The organism is Flavobacterium sp. FlaQc-47, from assembly GCF_044006475.1.
GTDB lineage: Bacteria > Bacteroidota > Bacteroidia > Flavobacteriales > Flavobacteriaceae > Flavobacterium.
The window spans coordinates 1,076,431-1,097,420 of sequence record NZ_JBIPCQ010000001.1; the positions used below are offsets into that span (position 1 = coordinate 1,076,431).

Genomic DNA, 20,990 nt, shown 5'->3' on the forward strand with positions numbered 1-20,990 from the left:
TTCTTAAAAAAAGGCATTTCATTTTATATAAATCCACAAAGCTGGCTATGTGAAAAGAAATTTTATTTCTTTTTTACGCTCTTTTTACCACCAATAAACCTATGTCTCTATGTGTTAAAAAATTAATCAACAAAACGAGTTTCAATATTTTAATAAGGCCATATTACATGCAAAGGTTTTTGCATCCAATGAAATTTTATGATCGAAAAAGCAAACGGAGATCTGTTTATCAGTACATCATAAGCCCGTTTTTCAACCGTAAGTTCCCATTTGTCCTCCAGTTCCACCAGACTTCCGTCCCTGACAAGCCAGTTTCCCCTGAAACCATCTATAGAACAATCGCCAATATCCGGCCAATGCGAAATCGCAGCATCAATTAAACCGTTGATTAATTGTTGATTCTCTTCGGTAATTTCGATCGAATCCGGAACCGCATCCGTTAATGGCAAACCGCATAAAACTTTGTTCAAAGGCAAATACGTTTCCTCCGTCTGATGCATTCCCGTAATTACATATTGTAAAAGCTGAACTGCATTAATTTGAAATTCATTGTTTATAAACTTGTTGTTTTCTACCAGTTGAAGGCGCTCAAATAAAATGGGGATATAAGCATTCAAAAGAACGATTCCGGCATTTCTGACTGGAATACTTTGTTTTAAAGCTGTTTTTGGATTCTGATGGGGTTTAATTGGATTCATATTCGAAAGTATTGCTGTTTTTTTAATAGTTGAAACGGTTTGTTTTTCTGATTTTAAAATTTCCCTGAAACTCAGTTGCAAAGACAGCGGAAACTGATACATATATTTTTCAATATCAATTAAAAAACTTTTTTTAGGAATTCCTTTTTTGGTGACAACATCCCAGATTAATTCGTTCCAGATTTTATCAATTGTAATAAGCCGCCAGTTATCATTTGCGGCAGCTTTTAATACTTTTCGCAATAAAATGCTTTGCAATTCCTTAGGCGCAATTCCTTTAATCACCATTAATCCCAAAACATGATTGAACTTCTCCAGAATCCGTAAATACGATTCCCTGTTTTTGTCTAATTGGCTTATGCCGATACATAAAGTATGAAAATTGATATTTCGGCAAAGCCAATCCATTTGAGCCTCCGGAATAAATTCTTTTTTGATTATTTTAAAAAACGTTTTAGGATCTTTTTTAATGATCTCATTCAGAATATCTTTGATTTCAACCGTTTGTGACGGATTAAATCCAAAAGGAATTTTTCTTTCTAAAATAATACTGGCAAACAATTCCTGTTTTTCCTTATCATATAATTTTCCTGTGAATAGAATATTTTCGTTATTTTTTTCTAAAGATATAGGAGAAATGATGTGATTTTGAATCATAGCATCTTCCGAAACAGTACTCGTTTCATTTAGTAAATTGGTGTTTTCAAAAACATTCAGCAAGTTGATACTTTCTTGTTTTTCCTCCGGATTATTACTTTTCAAATACAATTTCAGTTCTTTTTGCAACAGTTTTTCAAACATAATTTCATTGCCTTGATAAGCAGAATATTGTAAAACAGTTTTCCAGAATATTTCATTTAGTATCTCCTCAACATCAGTATTTGAAACCAATTTTGTTTTATTTAATATAAAAACAGAAGATTTTTTAATCCAGTTGTTTTTAATGAAAGTTCCGTTTGTCAAAAAATAATGCAGGATATTGTCACTTTCTTTTTTATCCTTTTTTCGAAGAGAAACAAATCCCGAATCATTAAAATTGTTCCCCAATAATTGCGATAACTCGACCTGGGCGTTTTGCGATGTATTCTGAATTAATAACGCAAGCGACAGTATATCAACAGCATTATTGTTTTTTAACTGATTCAAAAAGGTTTTTTTGATCGCAACACCAAAAGATTTTATCCTTTTTGACTGAATCAGTTTTGTGATAAACTCAAAATAGGTATCGCGTTTTGTATGTGTTACTTTTTTTGACAATTGTACAATAATGGTTTCCAGAAATAAAGAGGAACTATGTTCTGGATGAAACAGCATTTCCTGCATTCCCAGAACTAACAAATGATCTGTCATTAACTCTTCGGGAAAATCATATTTATCTCTTTTATTCAGGATTTCATAGACAATCTGAATCGTCTCGACGAGTTTTGTTTTTTTATAATCCGCCGTTTTTATCAGTAATTGCAACATTTCCAGATTTAGAATCAACGGAAGTATTTTTTTTAAAACCTCTTTATTTCCGTACGAAAGCATGACTTCAAAAGCCATTTTAGGATGCAATGCAATTGTCTTGATTAATGATCTTTGCAAATCTTTAAAAAAGACACTTTTTGTTGCGTTTTTTTGCAATTCTATTTCCAGTTTTTTTACTAAATTTTTAAAGTGAATCGCAGGATAATTCGAATTATTCTTGCTTATTTCATCGCAATAAATACTATTTAATGTGGTATAAATCAAAACCGAGTTATTGTTTTTTACCGTTGCCGGAATTTTGGCATTTGTAAATAAGGCCAGTAATTGTTCGTGATTTATATTGTTTCTTTTGCTTAATTCTGCCGTACAAAACAACAGGAATTTCGTGTTGTCAGCATTTTTATTTTTGATCAGGAATAGAATTCCTATCTCCCATAAATCAATACTATTCGTTTTAAGTTTTAGTGTTTTACTTAACTTATTCAAATACATTACCGTTTCCATATTCAATAAAGATGGTGTTGCATCAACTCTGGAAAACAGGATTTTAATTGATGTTTCATCTAAATCCGGAATCAGCGAAACAATTAAACTTTCATTATTTAAAAGCTGCTTTATTATCGCGTTAAATTTGGTTTTATTCTCATTATTGAGCGCAACAATCAATTCGTTCAAATTGTTTTTTGCCGTTACAGACTTTCTTTGTTTTTTATCTTTTGATAATTGATCAAAAAGCGTACAGTAATTTGGGCTCGTTTCCGGCGTATAAGTATTGCTTTTTTGCGTTTCATATTCCTGCGTCAGGATTTTGAGCGAATCGATAAAATGATTGTTATGAGTGGTTTTATCAGACAGTTTTACAATCGTATTTTCGATCAGTACAATAAGATCGGCGTAAGCAATATTATAATGGTTTGCCATTTGTAAAATACTGCTTTTCATGAAAGCAATTTTATTAAAAAGCGTTCCGCGTTCCAGCAGTAAAAAATTAAGAATAAAAAACCACAAATTTTTCCTGAAACTTGTCGTACTCGTTTGTACAATGGTTTCCTTAACCTGAATTGTGGTCATCATCAAATTAAATTCAATGATAGAACCGCTGTTATTAGGTTCAAGCGCGCCAATTATTTTCGTGATGTTTTTCTCGTCAAATTGCCATGAAATCCTTTTTCTTACTTCTTCATGTGTCATGCCGGTTTGTTTGATAATGGCAATAATTTCGGGTAGATTATTTTGAAGTAATTCTGCCATAATCTGATTTAAAGAACCTTGTTTGTTCTGATAATTCCACGGTAAATAACCTTCCAGTAAAAAAATCATCAGGTTGTCCAGAATTGATTTTTCCTTGTTGTAAACTGCGATTCCGTTTTGTTTCTGACTATTTTGATAGAGAATTAATTCGGCTATTTTTTCCTTTAGTACACTGCGTATTTTTCTGCTCAGGTCAAATTCCAGATCGTTATAATCACAAGAACCCAAATCGAGTTCCAGGGATTGAATTCTCCAGCTTTGTTCCGGCGGGCAAAGTTCATTAAATATTGCGGCGACTTCTCTGGGCAGGGAAATTTTACTCCACGTACTCAATCGTTCCTGAAGTCGGTAACCCTCGGTTTTTTGGTCAAAAGTAGTCTCCCACTTTAGGCTCGATACAATATGGCTATTTATTTCTTCCATTTTTTGTTGCTAAAATTGAGGTTAAACTAGTGATCAGATTGATGGCCGTTTCAGCAGGATTTGTCGGTGCTGATGGTGCCGGATTATTTATTATTGCAGAATCCTGTTGTGATAGTAAAGGAATCAAATCTGATTTAAAGCGCAGACTTTCATGCCATTTTACGTAATCCGGAATAAAACTTTCCAGTTCCTGAAGACTTAAAAACAGGCATTCGCAACTCACATTTACCGGAAGACTATTTTTAAGAAAATATTTCAGTCGTTTTTTAAATTCCGCTGTTTGTAATACCGGAATAAAATCAGGAAATACCAGTATTATGTTTTTCTTAAATACCGAATTATCTATCGCAATACTTCCATTTCCGGAGGCAATCGTGATGCGGAAAGAATAATTTGAAAGCTCTGATTTTGTATAATCTGCTGTATTTATGGTTTCCGAAGTTTTTGTAATAACTGGAAATTGCACATCAGAAAATATTAAATAGCCTTGCCCAAGATCAGTATCTAAGGTAGTTTGCTCCGTTGTATTTACAGCATAATTAAGATTGCTGATGGTTTGAAAATCAATATTTCCAATACTGTACAAAGTCGTATTGACCTGATTTTGGCTGATGATTTCAAGAGTAAACGTTAACTGATTCAGTAAAAGAAGGGTTTCAATAAGAATACTGCCATTTCGTTTTTCCTTAAACCAAAACGTTTTCTGAATTGTTTTATAAGTATTCAATTGATTTTCAATATTATTTTGCTGAATATCAAATTGAGATGTTATGAAATTCGAGTATATATTTTTTAATCCAAATAATAAATTGAGTTTCAATTCAAGTCCGGAGAAATTATTGAAATCCGGTCTGCTTAATTTTTCTTTTTTATTAATTTGTTCCGATTTAAATATAAAATCGGTGGTGTTTTCGTTGATATATCCCAAATGTTTCGACTTAATTACAGGAAGACTTACATCAATATTGCCGCTCGTATTATCTGCAATTTTTGATGCGCTCAGAAAATTATAGCCTTTTTGTCGGTTGTAAGTAAGTAAACCAAGGTTTTGCAAATACAGACTTTTCAAAATCAATTGATCTTTTCGTTTGTCACCCGTATAAATCGTATCATTGATAATGACATCAATAATTTTAGGCGATTCGCCATGTCTGGCTAGCAAATGATCCAGTAATTTATTGCGTCGGTCTAAGTTAACATCTTCTTCCTCAATGAGTTTCATCATCCCGAAAATGTACGGATTGTACGGATCCTGCTGATAATCAAACCAACTTGTTTCTTTTTGTTCCGCTTCGGTTTCGTTGCCAAAATTGTAATCAAAAGTTTTACTGTCCTTTAAAATAGGACGAATATGCGGCACGGTATATAAAGACTGATAAAAATAACTTGGCGAAAACATTTTATAAGGCACAGGATATTCCAGATTTTTTTGCTGTTCTTTATCTTTGACCGCATAAAAATTTTCTTCGTCAGATGGCGCTCCGCAAACCGAATTTGTGAAGGAAAATAACTTGGACACATTTGCCAATTGCGAAAACTGATTCGCCAGTATTTGATCAAATAAGGTTAAATATCCTTTTAATTGTCGGGATTGTGCGACCTGAATTGGCGCCGAATCATCGGCAACTTTATCTGCTCCAATATTATATTGCTGCGGAAATGTATTTTGAATGGAATAGTAGGTATTAATATCCCTGAAATTGCTTTTTGGCAATTTCAAATGTGCCTTATTGTTTAAGTTTGCCGTAGTTTCTTCAAATTTATCGGGCGTTATCATTAATGGTCCAAACGCATCAAAAGGAACCTCTTTTCCGTTGCAGGTTATCGTTAGATTTTTACTTTTATACGAACCCAAAATATCAATCGATAGTATTTGATTTACTGTAGCCTGCAAAACAGAAACTATTTTTTCATCCTGATAAAGCTGTAAACCTGATACGGTTACAATTCCGGTCACGGATTCAATTACCGGAATTAAATCGATTGCTTTTATCTGATCGATTTTATCAGTCAGGGATTCGTTTAAAATCCAGCCATTTTTTAAATACGGACCATCATAAATTGCTGCAGCATTGTATCCGTTTGCAATTAAGGTTTCAAAACTTAATTGTGCCGGTTTTGCAAATATAAATTCACGTATTGCACTTTGTAATTCCAGTAAAACCACATAAAGATCAACTTCTTTTGTGATTTCTATTTTTCCGCCAATCCAGCAGTTTTGAGCTTGTAAAGCAATTGGGAGATTAAAAATTTCACCTAAATTTCGGCTTTTATTCAAATAATAAAATGCCGATTTGCATATGTTTTTAGATTCATTGACATCAATAATATCCGGATTGATATAAAGATACACCTGATAAATTCTGTTTATAGGGAAAATATTATTGTTATAGGAAACTATGGTAACATTAAAGATATTTTCGTTTCCATCAATAAGATATTTTCTATAATCATTAATAGTATAAGGCGAAGTTGTCAATATTTTGTACGGCAGATAAAACTGATCGTCAATAGCGATTTTGCCCGTAACATCTGTTAAAATATCCGGAATAGAAAAATCAGTACAATATCCTAATTCCGTCAAGGCATAACAAAACTGATCTAAAATTGTCATTCCCGGATCACTTGGATTAAAATTGGTCCACTCTTTCCCAATATGATTTTGGATAAAATCGATCGCTTCACCTTTCAGGAAATTAAAATCCTGATGCGAAGGGAGTTTGGTTTTTGATATGTGGTTTATTGTATCCATTTATGATAAAAAAGTAATATCGTGATTAGGCGCTGAAACCAATAGTGTTATGGGTCCGTGCGGTTTTAAGGTTTCTTTGTTTTGTTTTAAACGGGTTTGCAAGCCTGTTGCAGTATTAATGTAATAACTTGAAAAATAGACGTTTTTAACGGTGGCAACGCCTTCAATAGTCTGAATAAAAGTGCTGACTTTGGCATTAATCAATGGTGTGTCAATGTCTATTTGAGCCGGACAATCTTTGATCCAGGGCGATAAATACAATTTGAGCGCAAGGCTTACATTCTTTTGAATAAGCGTTTCCTGATAACCGCTTTTAATGCTGATTTGGGTCGCAATACAAACATATTCTATATTAAAATTATTCACAGTTAAGTTGATAAATGGTGAAGAATTTTGTTTAAGAAACTGTTCCACTTTAATTTCTAACGAATTGTCTACTAAAGGCATAAAAGCATTGGCATCGTTTTGTTTCATTTTTTTGACCAGATAAACATTACAGCTGTTATCGTGGTTTTTGGTTACGGTTTTTGAATAATAAACATCATTAAAATTTTCAGCGATCAAAGTAAAATAATCTGCTGAAGAACTTGCTCTGTTTTTGGTTTTGATGCTATTGCTTACTCGTCGGTTTCTGTCGGTTTTATTTTCTGCGGCTTTTCCGCCAAAGGATGCAAAAGGCTGAATTATTGTTGCTATCTGCGGAATTTTTGTTTCCGGTTTTGTAATGATATTACTGTTGATTTCCGGTTTTTCTGTATCAGATAAAAAGGCAGTTCCTGTTCTTTCAACACTAAAACCATTGGTTTGTAAAAAGGTAGTTTTAGAGTACGATTCGGGTTTTCCGGTAACGGTAATGGCAATCCAATTGTTGATTCCGGGCATGAACATTGCGTTGTTCAGGCAATCTGCGGGAATTGGGATAGCTATAATTCCGGAACATCTCAACTGATCTGTTTCATCAGATAATGCTTTTATTTCGCTCCAGCCATTTTTAGTTAAATAGTAGAATTGAACGCTGTCTCCGGTCGTGATTGCAGTGGTATTTCGGGCTAATTCAAAATATAAATTTAGGGAGCTGTTGCAGATTAAATCAGTCAGTTCAATAAATAATGCCCCAGTATAATTAAAAGACGGATAAAGCGGAAAACCATTTGCGATTGAAGTTGTTAAAACTCCTGTAATTGTGGTATTTATTACTGTTTCCGTTGTATCAATTGTACTGCTGTCAAATAAACTATAGGTAGTAAATGGCGAATAAAGGAAATACTGAAACGGATAATCCGGATTTGTACCGTCGAGTTTATAAGTAACACTCGCAGAATAGGTGGCGGAAAAAGTTTTGATTTTTGGCGCAAATGGCAAATTAGCCGATGCTACAAAATCAGTCACTTCCTTATCTTTTGCCATTGCCAGTTTATTGCCGTTTTGAAGCGCAATATTAGCGACAACATTAGGATATAATTCTGAACCAAAACCATATTCACAACCTGATAAAGTCATTTTTAAAAATCCTGATGAACTGGCATCGGTGAATTTTAAAGGTTCTTTTTGGATATTTGGATCTGCCTGAAACGGAATTGTTGCGATTTGTGATGTATTGGTTTTGTAATACAGGTATACACTGCTTGATGTCGCAAGGATGGGCTGTTTAGGATCCGGTTTTTCCTGACCAAATAAATATACGGGAGACGAAACTTCAGTAGTGGGTACAAAAACCGAATCGCTGTCTTTATTTTCGATCTTGGTCATTGTAAGTCCTTGCCACGATTTTCCCTGCATTATATTAAAATTAGCCGTAAAAGCTTTGTTTGAAAAAGGCATAACAGGAGTGGGTAAAACGATCTTTTTATGAAAAATGTTTTTGATTTTATCCTCCACTTCAGAGGTAAAACTGGTTGGTTTAGCCGGGTAGTTTAAAACATACCAATATTGATTGTATGCGGTGTAATAATTCTCAAAATCAGCTGGTCTTTTGTCCCAGTCAATTTCTATTAAAAGGCTGTCGAGCGGTTTACTGAATATTTCATTATTGCCTATTATAAAATTGGCATTTACCAGCGGAATTGGTCCAAAAGGAGGAAAAGGATTTTTTGTGTTTAATTCGCCAAAATCATTATACAATTGAAAAGTTTTGATTCCGGTTATATTTACGGCAATCGTCAGCTGTACTATTTTAGGCGGCATATTAGGGTTTGAAACCGTTTGAAACACTATTTTCATCATGGGCCAATCGCTTGTTAAACCGTCAGGATGAATTAAAAATGGTTCAATTGAAGGTTGTGTCTGATCAATATTTATAGTAATTATAACCGTATTGGGCATTGATGCATTCAATTGAAAATCAGTAGGAAGCAATACTAATTTAAACCAGTCTTTTTGTGTGCTTAAAAAATAAGTTGCACTTTGTAATAATGGCAAATCAACTGCCGAATCAAATTCAAGCGTTAAAGTGATGGTGCGTTGTCCCTCACGCAATAAGAGCATTGGCGAAGCAAAAGAAATCCCAACAGGCAATGAATTTACAGCTGGAGTAGTGGTTCCAAAGGTTTCCCAGCTTATGGCTTTATTGTCCTGATCGAACTGAATACTGGTTGGTTTGCTGATAGTTTGCAGATTAAACGAATTAGTATTGGGCTGATTTTGGTACGTAAGTGTCTGCACACTTTTAATCACGGCCGGATTTAAGCTGACATTTTTTTTGGAAGCAAATAAAATGGGATTTTTTTGCGCATCAACGCCTGCATTAAATAAAGTTCCTGATGGCAATGTAAATACCGAATCACTTTTTGCAAGTGTCGCGCACAAATAAGCATTGTCCGGAATTGCGGTTAATTTGGTTTGTTTTAAAATATCTTTATAATAAAAATCAAGATGTTTTTCTGAAATTTTGTTCAATTGGTTTTGCTGTAACTGCAAAATATTTACAAAAGAGCGCAAAAGTGTGGTGTCCGGAAAATGTCCTTTTTTAAGGCTTAACTTTTTAAATTCCTTACCGGAATGATGAATTATAGTTTCAAGGAAATGAAATAACTTATCTCCGATTTTTGTTAAGATGTCCAAACAAAAAGAAGTCATTTTATCTTTTGCCTGCAAAATATTCTGCTCGGTTTCAAACCCGAAAATTTCCCAAAACGGACTTTTGTCTTTGTTGATATTCCAGATGTTTTTATCAAATGAATCGAAGTCCTGTTGTGGCGCAGGAACAAGAAAAATTCCGTTAAAGGATAATTTATACAAGTAGTTTCTAAACGACTGAATTGCCCAGAAATCAATGCTTAATTTGTTTTTTACTTCGTTTATAATATAGGTTTTCAGGTCGTAGCTTTCATTATTGCTTAGCAAATAATGGGTCCAGCGCTCGATAATTTTATAAACTGCCGTAATATGATCAAATAATTTATTCAAGGCATTAGATGGGGAATTAGTATTGTTTTGAATTAACCGCTGAATTTCAGAACAGCTGTTTTTATAGGATGAATGCAGGTTTTTATAATTGGTTTTTGAAATGGAAGCCATTAAAAAAACGGGATCTTTTAATAAAAACGGATTCCAGTTTCCTTCTATTTTATTTTTATCGTTATAGAAATTGATCAGTTTGCTAAATTCCGCCAAAAAGTGCAGCCAGTCTTGTTCCGTTCTTCCGTCAATTAAATGCGGATCCGGAACGAGTGCTTCGTTAAGTGACTTTATGGCGCTATTTTGATCATTTAAAATCATTATTTTCGAGCTAGGTTTGTGCCTTCTTTTAAATAAAACGGGAACACATAATTGTGTCTGGTATTGGTTTGTGCGTAGATGTAGATGATCAGTATTTCGATTACACCATTTGTAATGTCTGTTGCGGCAACTTTTATATCCTGCACGAGTATTCGCGGTTCATAACGCAATAAGGCAAACTTGATGGTTTCGGTAATTTCACCTTTTAACGTGCTGTCAATTTTCCGGAACATAAATTGTTGTAATCCGGAACCAAAATTAGCTTCGAGTGTTCGTTCGCCCTTTCTGGTATTCAGGATTATATTGATAGATTCATTGATATTCGCTTCATTAGCCGATAAATTCAGCTGATGATTATCTGCAGAGAAAGACACAGGAAATGCCCATCCTGAACCTAAAAACGCGTTGTCTTTATGTGCTGTATTATCCACCTATCATAACGTTAAATGCTCCCAGGACAATTGATCCTCCGTGAGCGGTTGTATCTCCCATTCTTGCGGCGGGTAATCCGCCTATCATTACTGTTGCTGATCCTTTTACAATCGAATCCGGCGGTCCTACGCATACGAGCATATCGCCAACTCTCGCCGCAGGTAATCCCGCGATTAAAACAGTTGGTTCTCCTACGCCAATAATTGGTCCCCCCACATGAGGAATTGGCGGTAAACCCGGCGTCACAATCGGGCATTCGTGAAAATCTGTAAGTCGTGCTGCTGGAGGCATATTTTTTTTAATTGTTAAATGTTAGTTGTTAGTTGTTAATTGTTAGATGTTAATTGTTAGATGAAAGATGTTAGAAGCAAGAAGCAAGATGAAAGATGTTAGTTTGAGTTATGAGTTATTAGTTTTGAGTTATGAATTATGAATTATGAATTATGAGTTATGAGTTTTGAGTTTTGAGTGGGAATACTTGATTCTAGTTGCGATAGCTTGCAAAACTTATAAGAAATAATCTATATTCTATAATCTTGCTTCTTTCATCTTGCTTCTTTCATCTTTCATCTCACATCAAAAAAATTCTAATTAATCATCACCATCGCACCTTTAAGCGTCAATTCCATTCCACCGGAGACTTGTGCCATTTGTCCACCTTCGGCGTTGTATTGCATGTCTGCTGTTTCTTTTATGTTTAGTCCTTTTGTTTGTACATCGCCACCGCTGGATTCAATGGTTACGCCTTGTGTTCCTTTGATGGTTACACTTTCCTGAGCAGATATGCTGATGCTTTTTTGGCTGGACATATCGATTCCGCTGCTGGACATTGTGATGCTATTTTCATTTTCGTCCTTAATGGTAATCTGTTTGTCTTTATCGCTAATAATTATGGTGTTTTTATTGGGTGTTTCAACGGTCCAGATTTTATTTTCATCATCAAATTGCACCGAGATTCCTGATTTTGACACTATGGCTTTTATGGAATTTTTCTCATTTGGATCCAATCCTGTAAACGGTTTTATAGTGGTAGAGCTGTATAAACTTCCCAAAATCACGGGATAACGCGGATCTTCGTTTAAGAAACCCAGAATAACCTCATCACCAACTTCGGGCATGAAAAAAGCTCCTGCACCGCTTGTGGAATAAAAGTTAGAAAGCCTTGCCCAGATTCCTTCGCCATTGGCATCAAATAGCGGAACATCAACTAAAATCCGGTATTGAGAATCCGGATCGCCAAACATCTTTTTTACCGTTCCGTTAATCAAACCTTTTGCACCGGGAATAAGTCCCGAAGCAGGCGGAGCCATAACATCAGGTTCTTCGGTAAACCATAGCGGGGATAGTCCCAGAGTAACTTCAGAAATCCAGTTTCCCTGCGATAAATCATGAACGACGCCTGCAATTAAATAATCGCCGTTAAACCGGTCTCCAACGCCGGCAAAAGTCATGTACTTTCCGGGATCGATTAAATTTGTACCCTGAAATTTAGCATTTCCTCTAATTTTAGAATATTCACTTTTAATGATTTGCGCTTTTGACCAATTCGTTAAATCTGCGGTTTCTAAAGGTGCCGAAGTCTGCAATTGAAAATCATCAAGTCCTATAACTTCTGATAATGCTTTGGAAGTTAAATTTCCTGATCCCGATACATTTGGCGTTGCCTGACCGTTTATAATTGCTTGCGTTTTAAAATCCCAGGAATTTGCGGTTGCATTCCCTAATTGTGTTGTGGCATTTAACCTTGCATTAAATTCAAGCAAATTATCTCCGTAAGTCACCGTAAGTACAGATGTTGTGGTTTTATCCGGCGCATTAACCGAAACTTTTCCGTTGATCGTAGTGACAATTAATCCGTTTGATTCGGCAAGAGCCAGAATATAATCCCAGTCTGTGACATAATATTGCACTTGTTCCGGCCATGTTGTAGCTGTAGCATCCACATCTGAGCTTAATCCGGAATATGTTCCTATTATGGATGAAATAATATCGCTGTCTTTTTGATTGGAATACGTAAGGCTTTTTCTGCCCACAATCATTTTTACGGCTTCATCCCGACATTCTACTTCTAAAGCCGAACCAACTAAATTATCGATTCTGATAGTCTGCGCCATAATTATACCTGAAAATACTACTTCGTTAGTTTCATCATATCCTGCTTCAATACTAATTTTTGCGCCCGGAACAAAAGTGGAGGAAGAGCTTGCCGTAAAGGTTCCTGTATTGGCTTCTCCATCCAGAATTACGATTTTAGCAATGGCAATCCGGTTCACTTTTTTTTCAATATGAACAGAAAGTACACTCAATTCATCCGGAATTACAGTGCCATTAATTTTAACGGAGAAAGTAGCAATTCCGCCGCTTTTTATTTCATTTGAAGTACTCATGAATTAGAAGGATTTATTGGTGGAAATATTAATTTGTCAATCCCATTCAGGTTTCTGAATTTATTGAGTTTATTAAAACCTGCAACCTGAATATAATACGAATCATCGTTCCAGACCTGCTGGCACAGTTGGGGCAGAGACATTCCTTCAACAACGGTCACAATATGCGTAAGATCCGGTGATTCCGGCGCATCTGTCATGGTCACGGTTTTAGGAGAAATATATTGGCTGAAGGAGAGCGATATTTTGGCTCGCAAAGGGCTTCCGTCCGGTTTAAAGAGCGTGTACGAAATATCGATACTATCCAGGACTCCGTTAAAAGTAATATTCTGACCCCATTGTACTTTTACAAAATTAGGGCGGTGAATTTTGCCGTTATAGGTATAAATTATCGTTTCTAATGCGGTAATTTCTGTTGCCATATCCGTACGTCCTGAATCGACAATACCGGTACAATCAATTACAATTTCAAAACTCAATTTATTACTTGGCGTACTTTTGTATTTTTGCGAAGCCGAGCTTGTTGCCGGAGCCTGTTGTTCATTGTATTCAATGTTTTTCTGTATTTTTACAGTATCAGGATTAATCATGAAAGCATACGGATTTCCTGAGAATTTGTTTTGAAAATCCTCATCTGTATATCCCGTTATTTTCATTAATTCTAAACTTGCCATTGGTTTTTTGTGTTAACGTTTATAGCTGTTTTCCTGATTTTTTTCGGCAATTAACCTTTTGCATTCTTCTAATAATTGTTTCCGCAAAATGGATATTTCTCTTTCTTTGGCTATAGCCGAATTTTTAGTGTTTGTACTTACGATTTCGGTTTTGATAATGAGTTCTCTTATTTCTATTGGCATAATTATTTTAGGTAAAAAGGTTATCAAACTTCGTATCTGATGAAATATCAAAATAGGTATAAGCGAGTTCAATCGTTTCAATTGCAATATTGCTTTCCTGAGAGTTTAAGTCAGAAACGGCGTATTTTACGGGATAAGCGTTGTTAAAAGTCCATTGAACACAAACGATTCCGCTGGCATTTAGTAATCTTAAAATCACATTTTGCGGCTGAATCGCAGTTGATAATCCCTGATCAATGCAGTTGGCACACCAGTTTACAAGCTGAGATCCCGCAGGTACAATGGCTCGTTTTAGCACTAAATTCTGACTGTTAGAAACGGTTGGGAGGCGGTATTTAAAACGGTTTTCGCCTCCGCAAACAATTTCTTCCATGCTTAATTCTTTAGAAATTCCTGATACCTCCTTGAAAGCCGCATCTACACCTGAAAATGAAAGTGTAAAGTAAAAGCTAACCGGATAATCCGTACTATCCGCCATTTTTTATGATAAGTTGTTCGTGCGCAATTTCTATAGTATCAACGGCAACTTCGTTTCCATCAGATTTTAAATCTGTACTGGTAATTTTAGTTGGCCACGCATTATTTAGTGTCCATTGCATGGTTACGCCGCCTTTTTCGTCTAATAATTTTATCAGCACCGTTCTTCTTTTAATCGTGTTCATAACGACTTGCTGATGCCAGTCCCAAAAAGTATTGTCGTTTACAAAAATCCCGCGCTTCATAGTAATATTGCCATATTTAGTAATTCCGGGCATTTTTTCGACAGAAAAAAGTGGGCTGTTACTTTTGCGATATTCTATAATTTGATTTTCGACATCCATTCCTGTAACTTCCTGAAAAGCTACTTTTGTTAATTCAGTTCCCAGGTCTACTTCAAACCTAAACTTAGGCATGGGCCATGTTGCGCCTTGTACGCTTCCGTCATCTGTTGCCATTTTATTTTATTTTTAAATTAAAGATTTACTAGATTTTAAACTTGTTTTTGTTTTGGTGAAAATTTTCTTAACACATAGAAACATAGGTTGTATGCTTAATTAGATCACAAAAAAGAAATACATTTCTTTCACATACTTAGCTGCGTTTAATTGAAATGCCTTTATGCGTACAAAAAAAAATCTATGCTTTTATCTGTTAAATCAATTATGCGCAACGAATAGGATTATATATTTAACTTGAAGTTGCCATTTGCTGTTGAAAAGTCAACACGATAAATTCAGCCGGATGTACCACTGCAACTTTCACAGTCACATTCATAAATCCGTTTAAAATATCATCACCTGTCATGGTAGATCCTAATCCACAAGCTACAGAATAAGCGTCAGAAGCACTTGCGCCTTGTAAACCGCCTTGTTTCCATATTGAATTCAAAAAACTGCTGATCATAGAAATAACAGCTTCCCAGGTATTTTTATCATTTGGCTGAAACACATACGCCTGAGCTGCGAGTTTACAGGATTGCTCCAGGAAAATCATCGTTCTGCGCACCGGAACATATCTCCAGTCCTGACTATTTCCGTCCAGTGTTCTGGATCCCCAAATTAAAATTCCCAGTCCGTTAAACATTCTGATCGCATTGATCGATTTACCGGAAACAGCGTCAACATTTAAGTTTGCCTGCTGACTTTCGGAAATTGAAATGGGCAATGAAGCCGCTCCCACAATCGAGGTATTCGCTGGCGCTTCCCACGGACCAATCATATTATCTGTTGTAGTAATCACTCCTGCCATTCCACCACTTGGAGGCAAAATATTAGCATCTGCCAATACGTGTTTGATGATTAATGAATATGTCTGACTCGCAATTAATAAGGCATTGTTGTTTTGCGTTACCGTCAAAGTGCTGTTAGGCGCCTGAGCATTGGCAAGAATAGAGGCAACGGCAGGATTAGGTGCGCTTGGCGGATTAAGAATCGCTTCTAATTGTTTTAAATCTCCGCCAAATAAGTTTGTATAATCAATATCAGTGTTTTGCATGATGGTTGTTCCTATGAAAGGATAATACGCCATTCCGTAATTCAACCCGACAGAACCAGTGTTCATTCTGAAATTTGAAATGTCCTGCGTATACAAAATTGGATCCGGATCATCACCGCCAATAATATCAAACAGACACATTGCAGTTTGCATTTTTGTAGATTGCAAAAGCATTTCCTGCATTAAGGTTCCATTATTTTCAACACTTAATAAAGTGGCTTCCGGGCAAATGTACATCGTTGGTTCCTGCTCATTTAATAACAAGGCAAGACCTCCGGTTAAATCGTTTAATTCAACATTTGGGTTTACAACCGGAATTCCGGGTGTTCCAGGTTTTTGCGACGCAGGTCCGTAAGGTCCAACCGAAACGATATAGGCATCACCACCGCCATTTTCGTAAAAAAGCCTGACGCTGTTATACAAATAATAAACCGTGTTAGGATCCGGAACGATAGAATAAAACGACGCACCAATTTGCATATAGTCGCCTTTTTTGGGCTGACTTTTTTGTTGCACTAAGTAATATTCAGGACTATATTGTTTCGCCGGACTCGCGGGAGCAGGAGGATCAGGCAAACAGAAAAAAGCTTGAAAATCAGCAAATGATGTGATTCTCACAGGCACATTTGTATACGATTTCCCTTCGTATGATGCCTGAGGTGTGTACCCAATAAATGCCGGAACTGCCGTAGCAACTGCTACAACCGAGTTTGGGAAAGCATTTAATTCTTGAATGTAAACACCAGGAGTCTGGATGGTAGATAAATTCATTGATTCTTGATTTTAGTGTTCATTTTAATAGTTTTTTTATAGATAGATATACATAGGTGATGTCACTTGATGGTTTTGATTTTCGATAATACCAATTCTCGAAACATCAGGAACGGGCAATCCTTTAAAGATGATTTTTCCTTTTGAATGGGTTGGTAAGGATGAATTTGAAGTGGTTTTGCTAACTAAGTCAAATTTATATTTTGGTTTTTCGCTGAGTACAATATTGTTTGCACCTGACGTAAAAAGTAATGCCTGTTCGCCTGTTTGAAGCGTCATTTTTTGAGGCCCGTCAAATTGTATGTTTTCCTTTTCAGTTATCGAAGGCTCGTTCAACTGAACATTATTTTTATTGATAAAATAGTATTGCCATTGCGTGGCTCTTGCGGTAAAGTTTATTTCGAAAAGTAATGGATTTGTGGTTTTTTTGATATCGTCAAAATATATTTTAAGATTCCCAAAATACGGAGACATTGGTTTTGTCTCTAATGTTTGGTTGAGAATAATGGAATCTTTATTAATTTGGTTTTTTGGATCCTCGCTTGAATAATTAATTTCGCCCAGCCAGTTAATTGGCAATTCCGTAAACAAAATAAAATTAGGATTACTACAATTGATATCAAATTCAAAATAATCCTGTTGTGTGGTTTTTAAGATATAATCTAAGAGATTTGAAACCGATGATTTTGTGTTCGAAAATAATTCAAAACCATTAGTAACAAGGTTGATTTTAAATCCGAATTTATCCAATACTTTCAACGTTTTAGCACTAGGAGTAAAATTCAGGCAATTGCATTTGTTGTTATCATAAAAAGTATGATAAACCGCGACGCCAAACATCTTTATGAAGTTACTCTGTATCATATTCCTACGTTATTATTTGTATTGGTAACTGCCGGAATAATGTCTGTGGTTTCATGAGACTGCACTTTCATCAGTTTCATTTTGTACATAATCGACGGTTGGTATTTTGCTCCCATTGCCGTCCATAAACTGTGCATTTGATGGTAAGAAATTTTTTCATATTCAAATTCAAGTCTGCTAAGTCCATTAGGAATAGAGGAGGAGGAAGCGGAATCGAGATAATTATTGATCTGAAAAAAATGAATCACCGCATCCAGAAATTGTAATGATTCGCTGTAATCATCAAAGTTACAGCTGATCAGCAAATCGACATTGTATCTTTCTGTAGGGTTAAAATTAGAATAATTTCCGTTTTCTAATTTTTGATTCCGAATATAAAAAGGCTGGTTGGTTTCTTTCTCGATATTAATTACAGATAAAACGACCTTGTTCATATTTACTTTAGGAAATGATCCGTTGACATCAACAATATAATTTACAGCAGTTTTGTCCTCTGTGATCGTAAATCGGTTTTTTAAAAACTGATTAAGCAATTTACTCGTAAATTTAAGTGATGAATTTATCATGGTTGTAACTCTTAAACGGATTGTAAGATAGTGAAATAGAGTGTCTGTCTCTACTGGTAAAAGTACTTGATTATTAGATTTGTACGAAAAACAGACAATGTACTTTTCGTGTACATAATAAATGTTTTTTTACAGATTTTATAGACAAACTGTAGACAAATTTTTTATTTGTAGACAAAATATGTTTTGTCTATTATTTTGTTAGCGAAATATATTGTACGATGTTCCCAAGCCTCGGAATTAATCCATCATAGACAATCAAAATCGATAATAATTTGGTTGTGTTGGGATGCGTTGTGATACATTGGTATGCGTTAAATACGTTGTGATACGTTGTGATACGTTGTGTACCAGGGATTAATCCCGATAGCTATCGGGACCTGGCTACAAAATAATTTATTCCTCCGGAATTTTATATAGAGTTCCGGAGGAACGAAACATATTGTAGAGATGGATTTTAATCCATGATAGACAATCAAAATCGGCAAAGATTGGTTATGTTGTTTTTATGGGATTAATCCATCATAGACAATCAAAATCGGCAAAAATTGGTTGTAACAATTTTTAATAATTCAAATAATTTTTTAATCGGTGAAAACCCGTTTAATCCGTATCATCCGTGGGCAAAAGAATGGGATCAATCATACACAATCGAAATCGACAAAAATTGGTTTTTAATGATTCAAATAAATTTTTAAATCGGTGAAAACCCGTTTAGTCCGTATCATCCGTGGGCAAAAAGCAAAGGAAATTTTGCAAATAATTTCAGGAAACAGTTCGTAAATACGAAATTATATCTTGTTCTTTTTCAAGTGTTAATTTCTTTTTAAGGCGATACTTGTGAGTTCGTACGCTTTCCTGATTAATTCCCAGAAGATTTGTAATGTCGTTATTGCTCATATTCATTTTAATATAACAGCAATATTTTAAATCTTTGGAACTTAGCGAAGGATGTTTTTTGGCCAGAGCCAAAAGAAAATTGGGATTCGACTGCTCAAAATAAATTTTGAAATCATCCCAGAGTTTTGTGTCGTTGGCCACGTTTTTTATAGAATTTACAATCGACATTAATTCAATTCGGGTCGAATTATCTACGTTGGGATATAGATATGAAATACGTTCTTTTACTTTGCGTAATACCTCAATTTTCTGGTCAAGTTCCATTACATAATGGCTTAATTCGCGGGTAGTATCGTTGTCTGATCTTTGAAATGCTGCCGCTGCAAAAGAGGAAATAGGTTTGGTTTTTGTTTCTGTTTTTTTGAGCAGAATAATAGATTGAATCCTGTAAATTAAAAAATCGGTATTATCGATATGATGGTAAGGATATGTAAAAACAATACAGTTTTTTGACCAGCACGAAGATTCGCATTCATAACTTTTTGTCAAACATAAGATAGGAATGTCTTTTGTACCGGAATTAAAATTTGGATCATTAATTATGGATTGATTTCTGGTAAAACATAAAATAATCAGGTCAGGATTTAATGATTTTGCGGTGTCATTCAGGTCAATTGCCCGTGAAACAGAAACGGTAGAAAAAGTAAAATCTGACATTATGGACAAGATATTTAGTACTTTGGTTAAAACCATAGTATCATCACATCCTATTAATATTGTTTTTTTTTCAAGCATTTTTTGGGGAGAATTTATTGCCTGGTTATTTGTTTTTTAATCTGTTTTAAAAGTAAATATCTATTGATTAGGAAAAAAAAAATATGTTACAAAGCCGATATTTATTGTCATGAAATCCATTTTTCAGGTCAGATTATTTTTTGAGATTATATCCAAAATTTTACGGTTGAAACAGTTTTCTGATGAGATATAAAATAATATAAGACATTCAAAAAATGAAATTTTGTAATTAAGAAATATGTATCTTTAAAATCAAATAATTCTATATTTTGAATTGTAAGTTCAATATCATCGAAATAAAAAAGAACTAATACACCAGCAACTTCATGAAGATAATTTTTACCCGAATAGTACTGTTTTTAATCGTCCTGACTTTTATTTCCTGTGAAACCAAAAACAAAAAACCGGTATCAAAACCCTATAAGGCAGGCGTTCTTTTATCTTTTGATGATGCGTATGTCGATGAATGGTACGAAGCAGATCAGGCTTTGAAAAAATACGGATGGAAAGCGACCTTTAATGTTTGCAGAATAGATTCTATTGGTGCTCCACAAATCAGGAAATTGCATGAAATGGAAAAAGAAGGACATGAAATTGCGGCGCACGGCTATCATCATTACAATGCTGTAAAATTTGTCAAGCAACACGGAATCGACGCTTATATGAAACAGGAAATTGATCCCATGATTGTTTCCATGAAAAGGCATAATTTTAATGTGACTTCATTTGCTTATCCGTACGGAGAAAGATCTGACGCACTGGACAAAGCATTATCCAATGATTATAAAATTATACGCGGAAGAGCTTTTGGCGGTGAAGCACCTGAAAAACAAGATAGCTTTTTTAATAATTCAAAAATTGTATTTGCTTTTGATATCGACAACAGCCACATTCATTTTAGTATTCCGTATGTATTGGAATTATTGGATTATGCCAAAAAACACAATAAAATCCTGCTCTTATGCGGTCATAAACCCGTTAAAAATGTCACCGAAAACTATCAGACCAAAATTGAAACGTTAGAATTTATTTGTAAATACATGAAACTGAATGATCTTAAATTCTATAAATTGTCTGATTTAGATGAATTACTGCCGGAAGAATAAAAAAATTTGATGCAGCTGTTTTTTTAGCACAAATTTTCACGAATAAATTATTGCCCACGGATTTTACGAATTGAACGGATTTGCACA

Annotated in this window: 15 protein-coding genes; 1 reads left to right on the forward strand and 14 read right to left on the reverse strand. The window is 34.9% G+C overall.

The genetic code is table 11. The features are described 5' to 3' along the window. Window positions 1-149 precede the first annotated feature (149 nt). The 14 genes from ACHRVX_RS04505 to ACHRVX_RS04570 all read right to left on the reverse strand — a co-directional run bounded on the left by ACHRVX_RS04505 (window position 150) and on the right by ACHRVX_RS04570 (window position 19,797). On the reverse strand, window positions 150-3,842 hold the full coding sequence (locus ACHRVX_RS04505) for a contractile injection system tape measure protein (protein ID WP_395329651.1): 3,693 nt from the start codon (window positions 3,840-3,842) through the stop codon (window positions 150-152). Then, the gene (locus ACHRVX_RS04510; protein WP_395329653.1) at window positions 3,826-6,594 is read right to left on the reverse strand and encodes a hypothetical protein; all 2,769 of its coding nucleotides are present in this window, start codon (window positions 6,592-6,594) and stop codon (window positions 3,826-3,828) included. The genes ACHRVX_RS04505 and ACHRVX_RS04510 overlap by 17 nt, the downstream gene beginning before the upstream one ends. After that, window positions 6,595-10,311 (reverse strand): hypothetical protein, encoded by a 3,717-nt coding sequence (locus ACHRVX_RS04515; RefSeq protein ID WP_395329655.1) that lies wholly within the window; start codon window positions 10,309-10,311, stop codon window positions 6,595-6,597. Next, on the reverse strand, window positions 10,311-10,742 hold the full coding sequence (locus ACHRVX_RS04520; protein WP_395329657.1) for a GPW/gp25 family protein: 432 nt from the start codon (window positions 10,740-10,742) through the stop codon (window positions 10,311-10,313). The genes ACHRVX_RS04515 and ACHRVX_RS04520 overlap by 1 nt, the downstream gene beginning before the upstream one ends. Further along, window positions 10,735-11,034 (reverse strand): PAAR domain-containing protein, encoded by a 300-nt coding sequence (locus tag ACHRVX_RS04525; protein WP_395329658.1) that lies wholly within the window; start codon window positions 11,032-11,034, stop codon window positions 10,735-10,737. The genes ACHRVX_RS04520 and ACHRVX_RS04525 overlap by 8 nt, the downstream gene beginning before the upstream one ends. Before the next feature lie 296 nt (window positions 11,035-11,330). Then, window positions 11,331-13,130, reverse strand: a complete 1,800-nt coding sequence (gene vgrG / locus ACHRVX_RS04530) for a type VI secretion system tip protein VgrG (protein ID WP_395329660.1) — start codon at window positions 13,128-13,130, stop codon at window positions 11,331-11,333. Continuing rightward, window positions 13,127-13,804 carry a hypothetical protein gene (locus tag ACHRVX_RS04535; RefSeq protein WP_395329662.1) on the reverse strand — a complete coding sequence of 226 codons (678 nt, stop codon included), beginning with the start codon at window positions 13,802-13,804 and terminating at the stop codon, window positions 13,127-13,129. Before ACHRVX_RS04535 ends, vgrG begins: the two co-directional genes overlap by 4 nt. 12 nt (window positions 13,805-13,816) lie before the next feature. Next, entirely contained in the window at window positions 13,817-13,987 is a 171-nt protein-coding gene (locus ACHRVX_RS04540; protein ID WP_395329664.1) for a DUF5908 family protein, read from the reverse strand. A gap of 7 nt (window positions 13,988-13,994) precedes the next feature. Next, window positions 13,995-14,465: a phage tail protein gene (locus ACHRVX_RS04545; protein WP_395329666.1), complete on the reverse strand. Its 471-nt coding sequence runs from the start codon at window positions 14,463-14,465 to the stop codon at window positions 13,995-13,997. After that, window positions 14,455-14,922, reverse strand: a complete 468-nt coding sequence (locus tag ACHRVX_RS04550; RefSeq protein WP_213299414.1) for a phage tail protein — start codon at window positions 14,920-14,922, stop codon at window positions 14,455-14,457. The genes ACHRVX_RS04545 and ACHRVX_RS04550 overlap by 11 nt, the downstream gene beginning before the upstream one ends. A 232-nt stretch (window positions 14,923-15,154) precedes the next feature. Next, the gene (locus ACHRVX_RS04555; RefSeq protein ID WP_395329668.1) at window positions 15,155-16,732 is read right to left on the reverse strand and encodes a phage tail sheath family protein; all 1,578 of its coding nucleotides are present in this window, start codon (window positions 16,730-16,732) and stop codon (window positions 15,155-15,157) included. 36 nt (window positions 16,733-16,768) lie between these two features. Further along, window positions 16,769-17,596, reverse strand: a complete 828-nt coding sequence (locus ACHRVX_RS04560) for a hypothetical protein (RefSeq protein ID WP_395329670.1) — start codon at window positions 17,594-17,596, stop codon at window positions 16,769-16,771. Next, window positions 17,593-18,162, reverse strand: coding sequence for a Pvc16 family protein (locus tag ACHRVX_RS04565; protein WP_395329672.1), 570 nt, complete (start codon window positions 18,160-18,162; stop codon window positions 17,593-17,595). Before ACHRVX_RS04565 ends, ACHRVX_RS04560 begins: the two co-directional genes overlap by 4 nt. Window positions 18,163-18,927: 765 nt before the next feature. Then, window positions 18,928-19,797 carry a helix-turn-helix transcriptional regulator gene (locus ACHRVX_RS04570; protein ID WP_395329674.1) on the reverse strand — a complete coding sequence of 290 codons (870 nt, stop codon included), beginning with the start codon at window positions 19,795-19,797 and terminating at the stop codon, window positions 18,928-18,930. A 326-nt stretch (window positions 19,798-20,123) separates the two neighbouring features. Here ACHRVX_RS04570 and ACHRVX_RS04575 point away from each other — a divergent pair, with 326 nt between their 5' ends. Then, a complete protein-coding gene (locus ACHRVX_RS04575) occupies window positions 20,124-20,903 on the forward strand; it encodes a polysaccharide deacetylase family protein (RefSeq protein ID WP_395329676.1) in 780 nt (259 codons plus the stop codon). The last annotated feature ends 87 nt before the right edge of the window (window positions 20,904-20,990 follow it).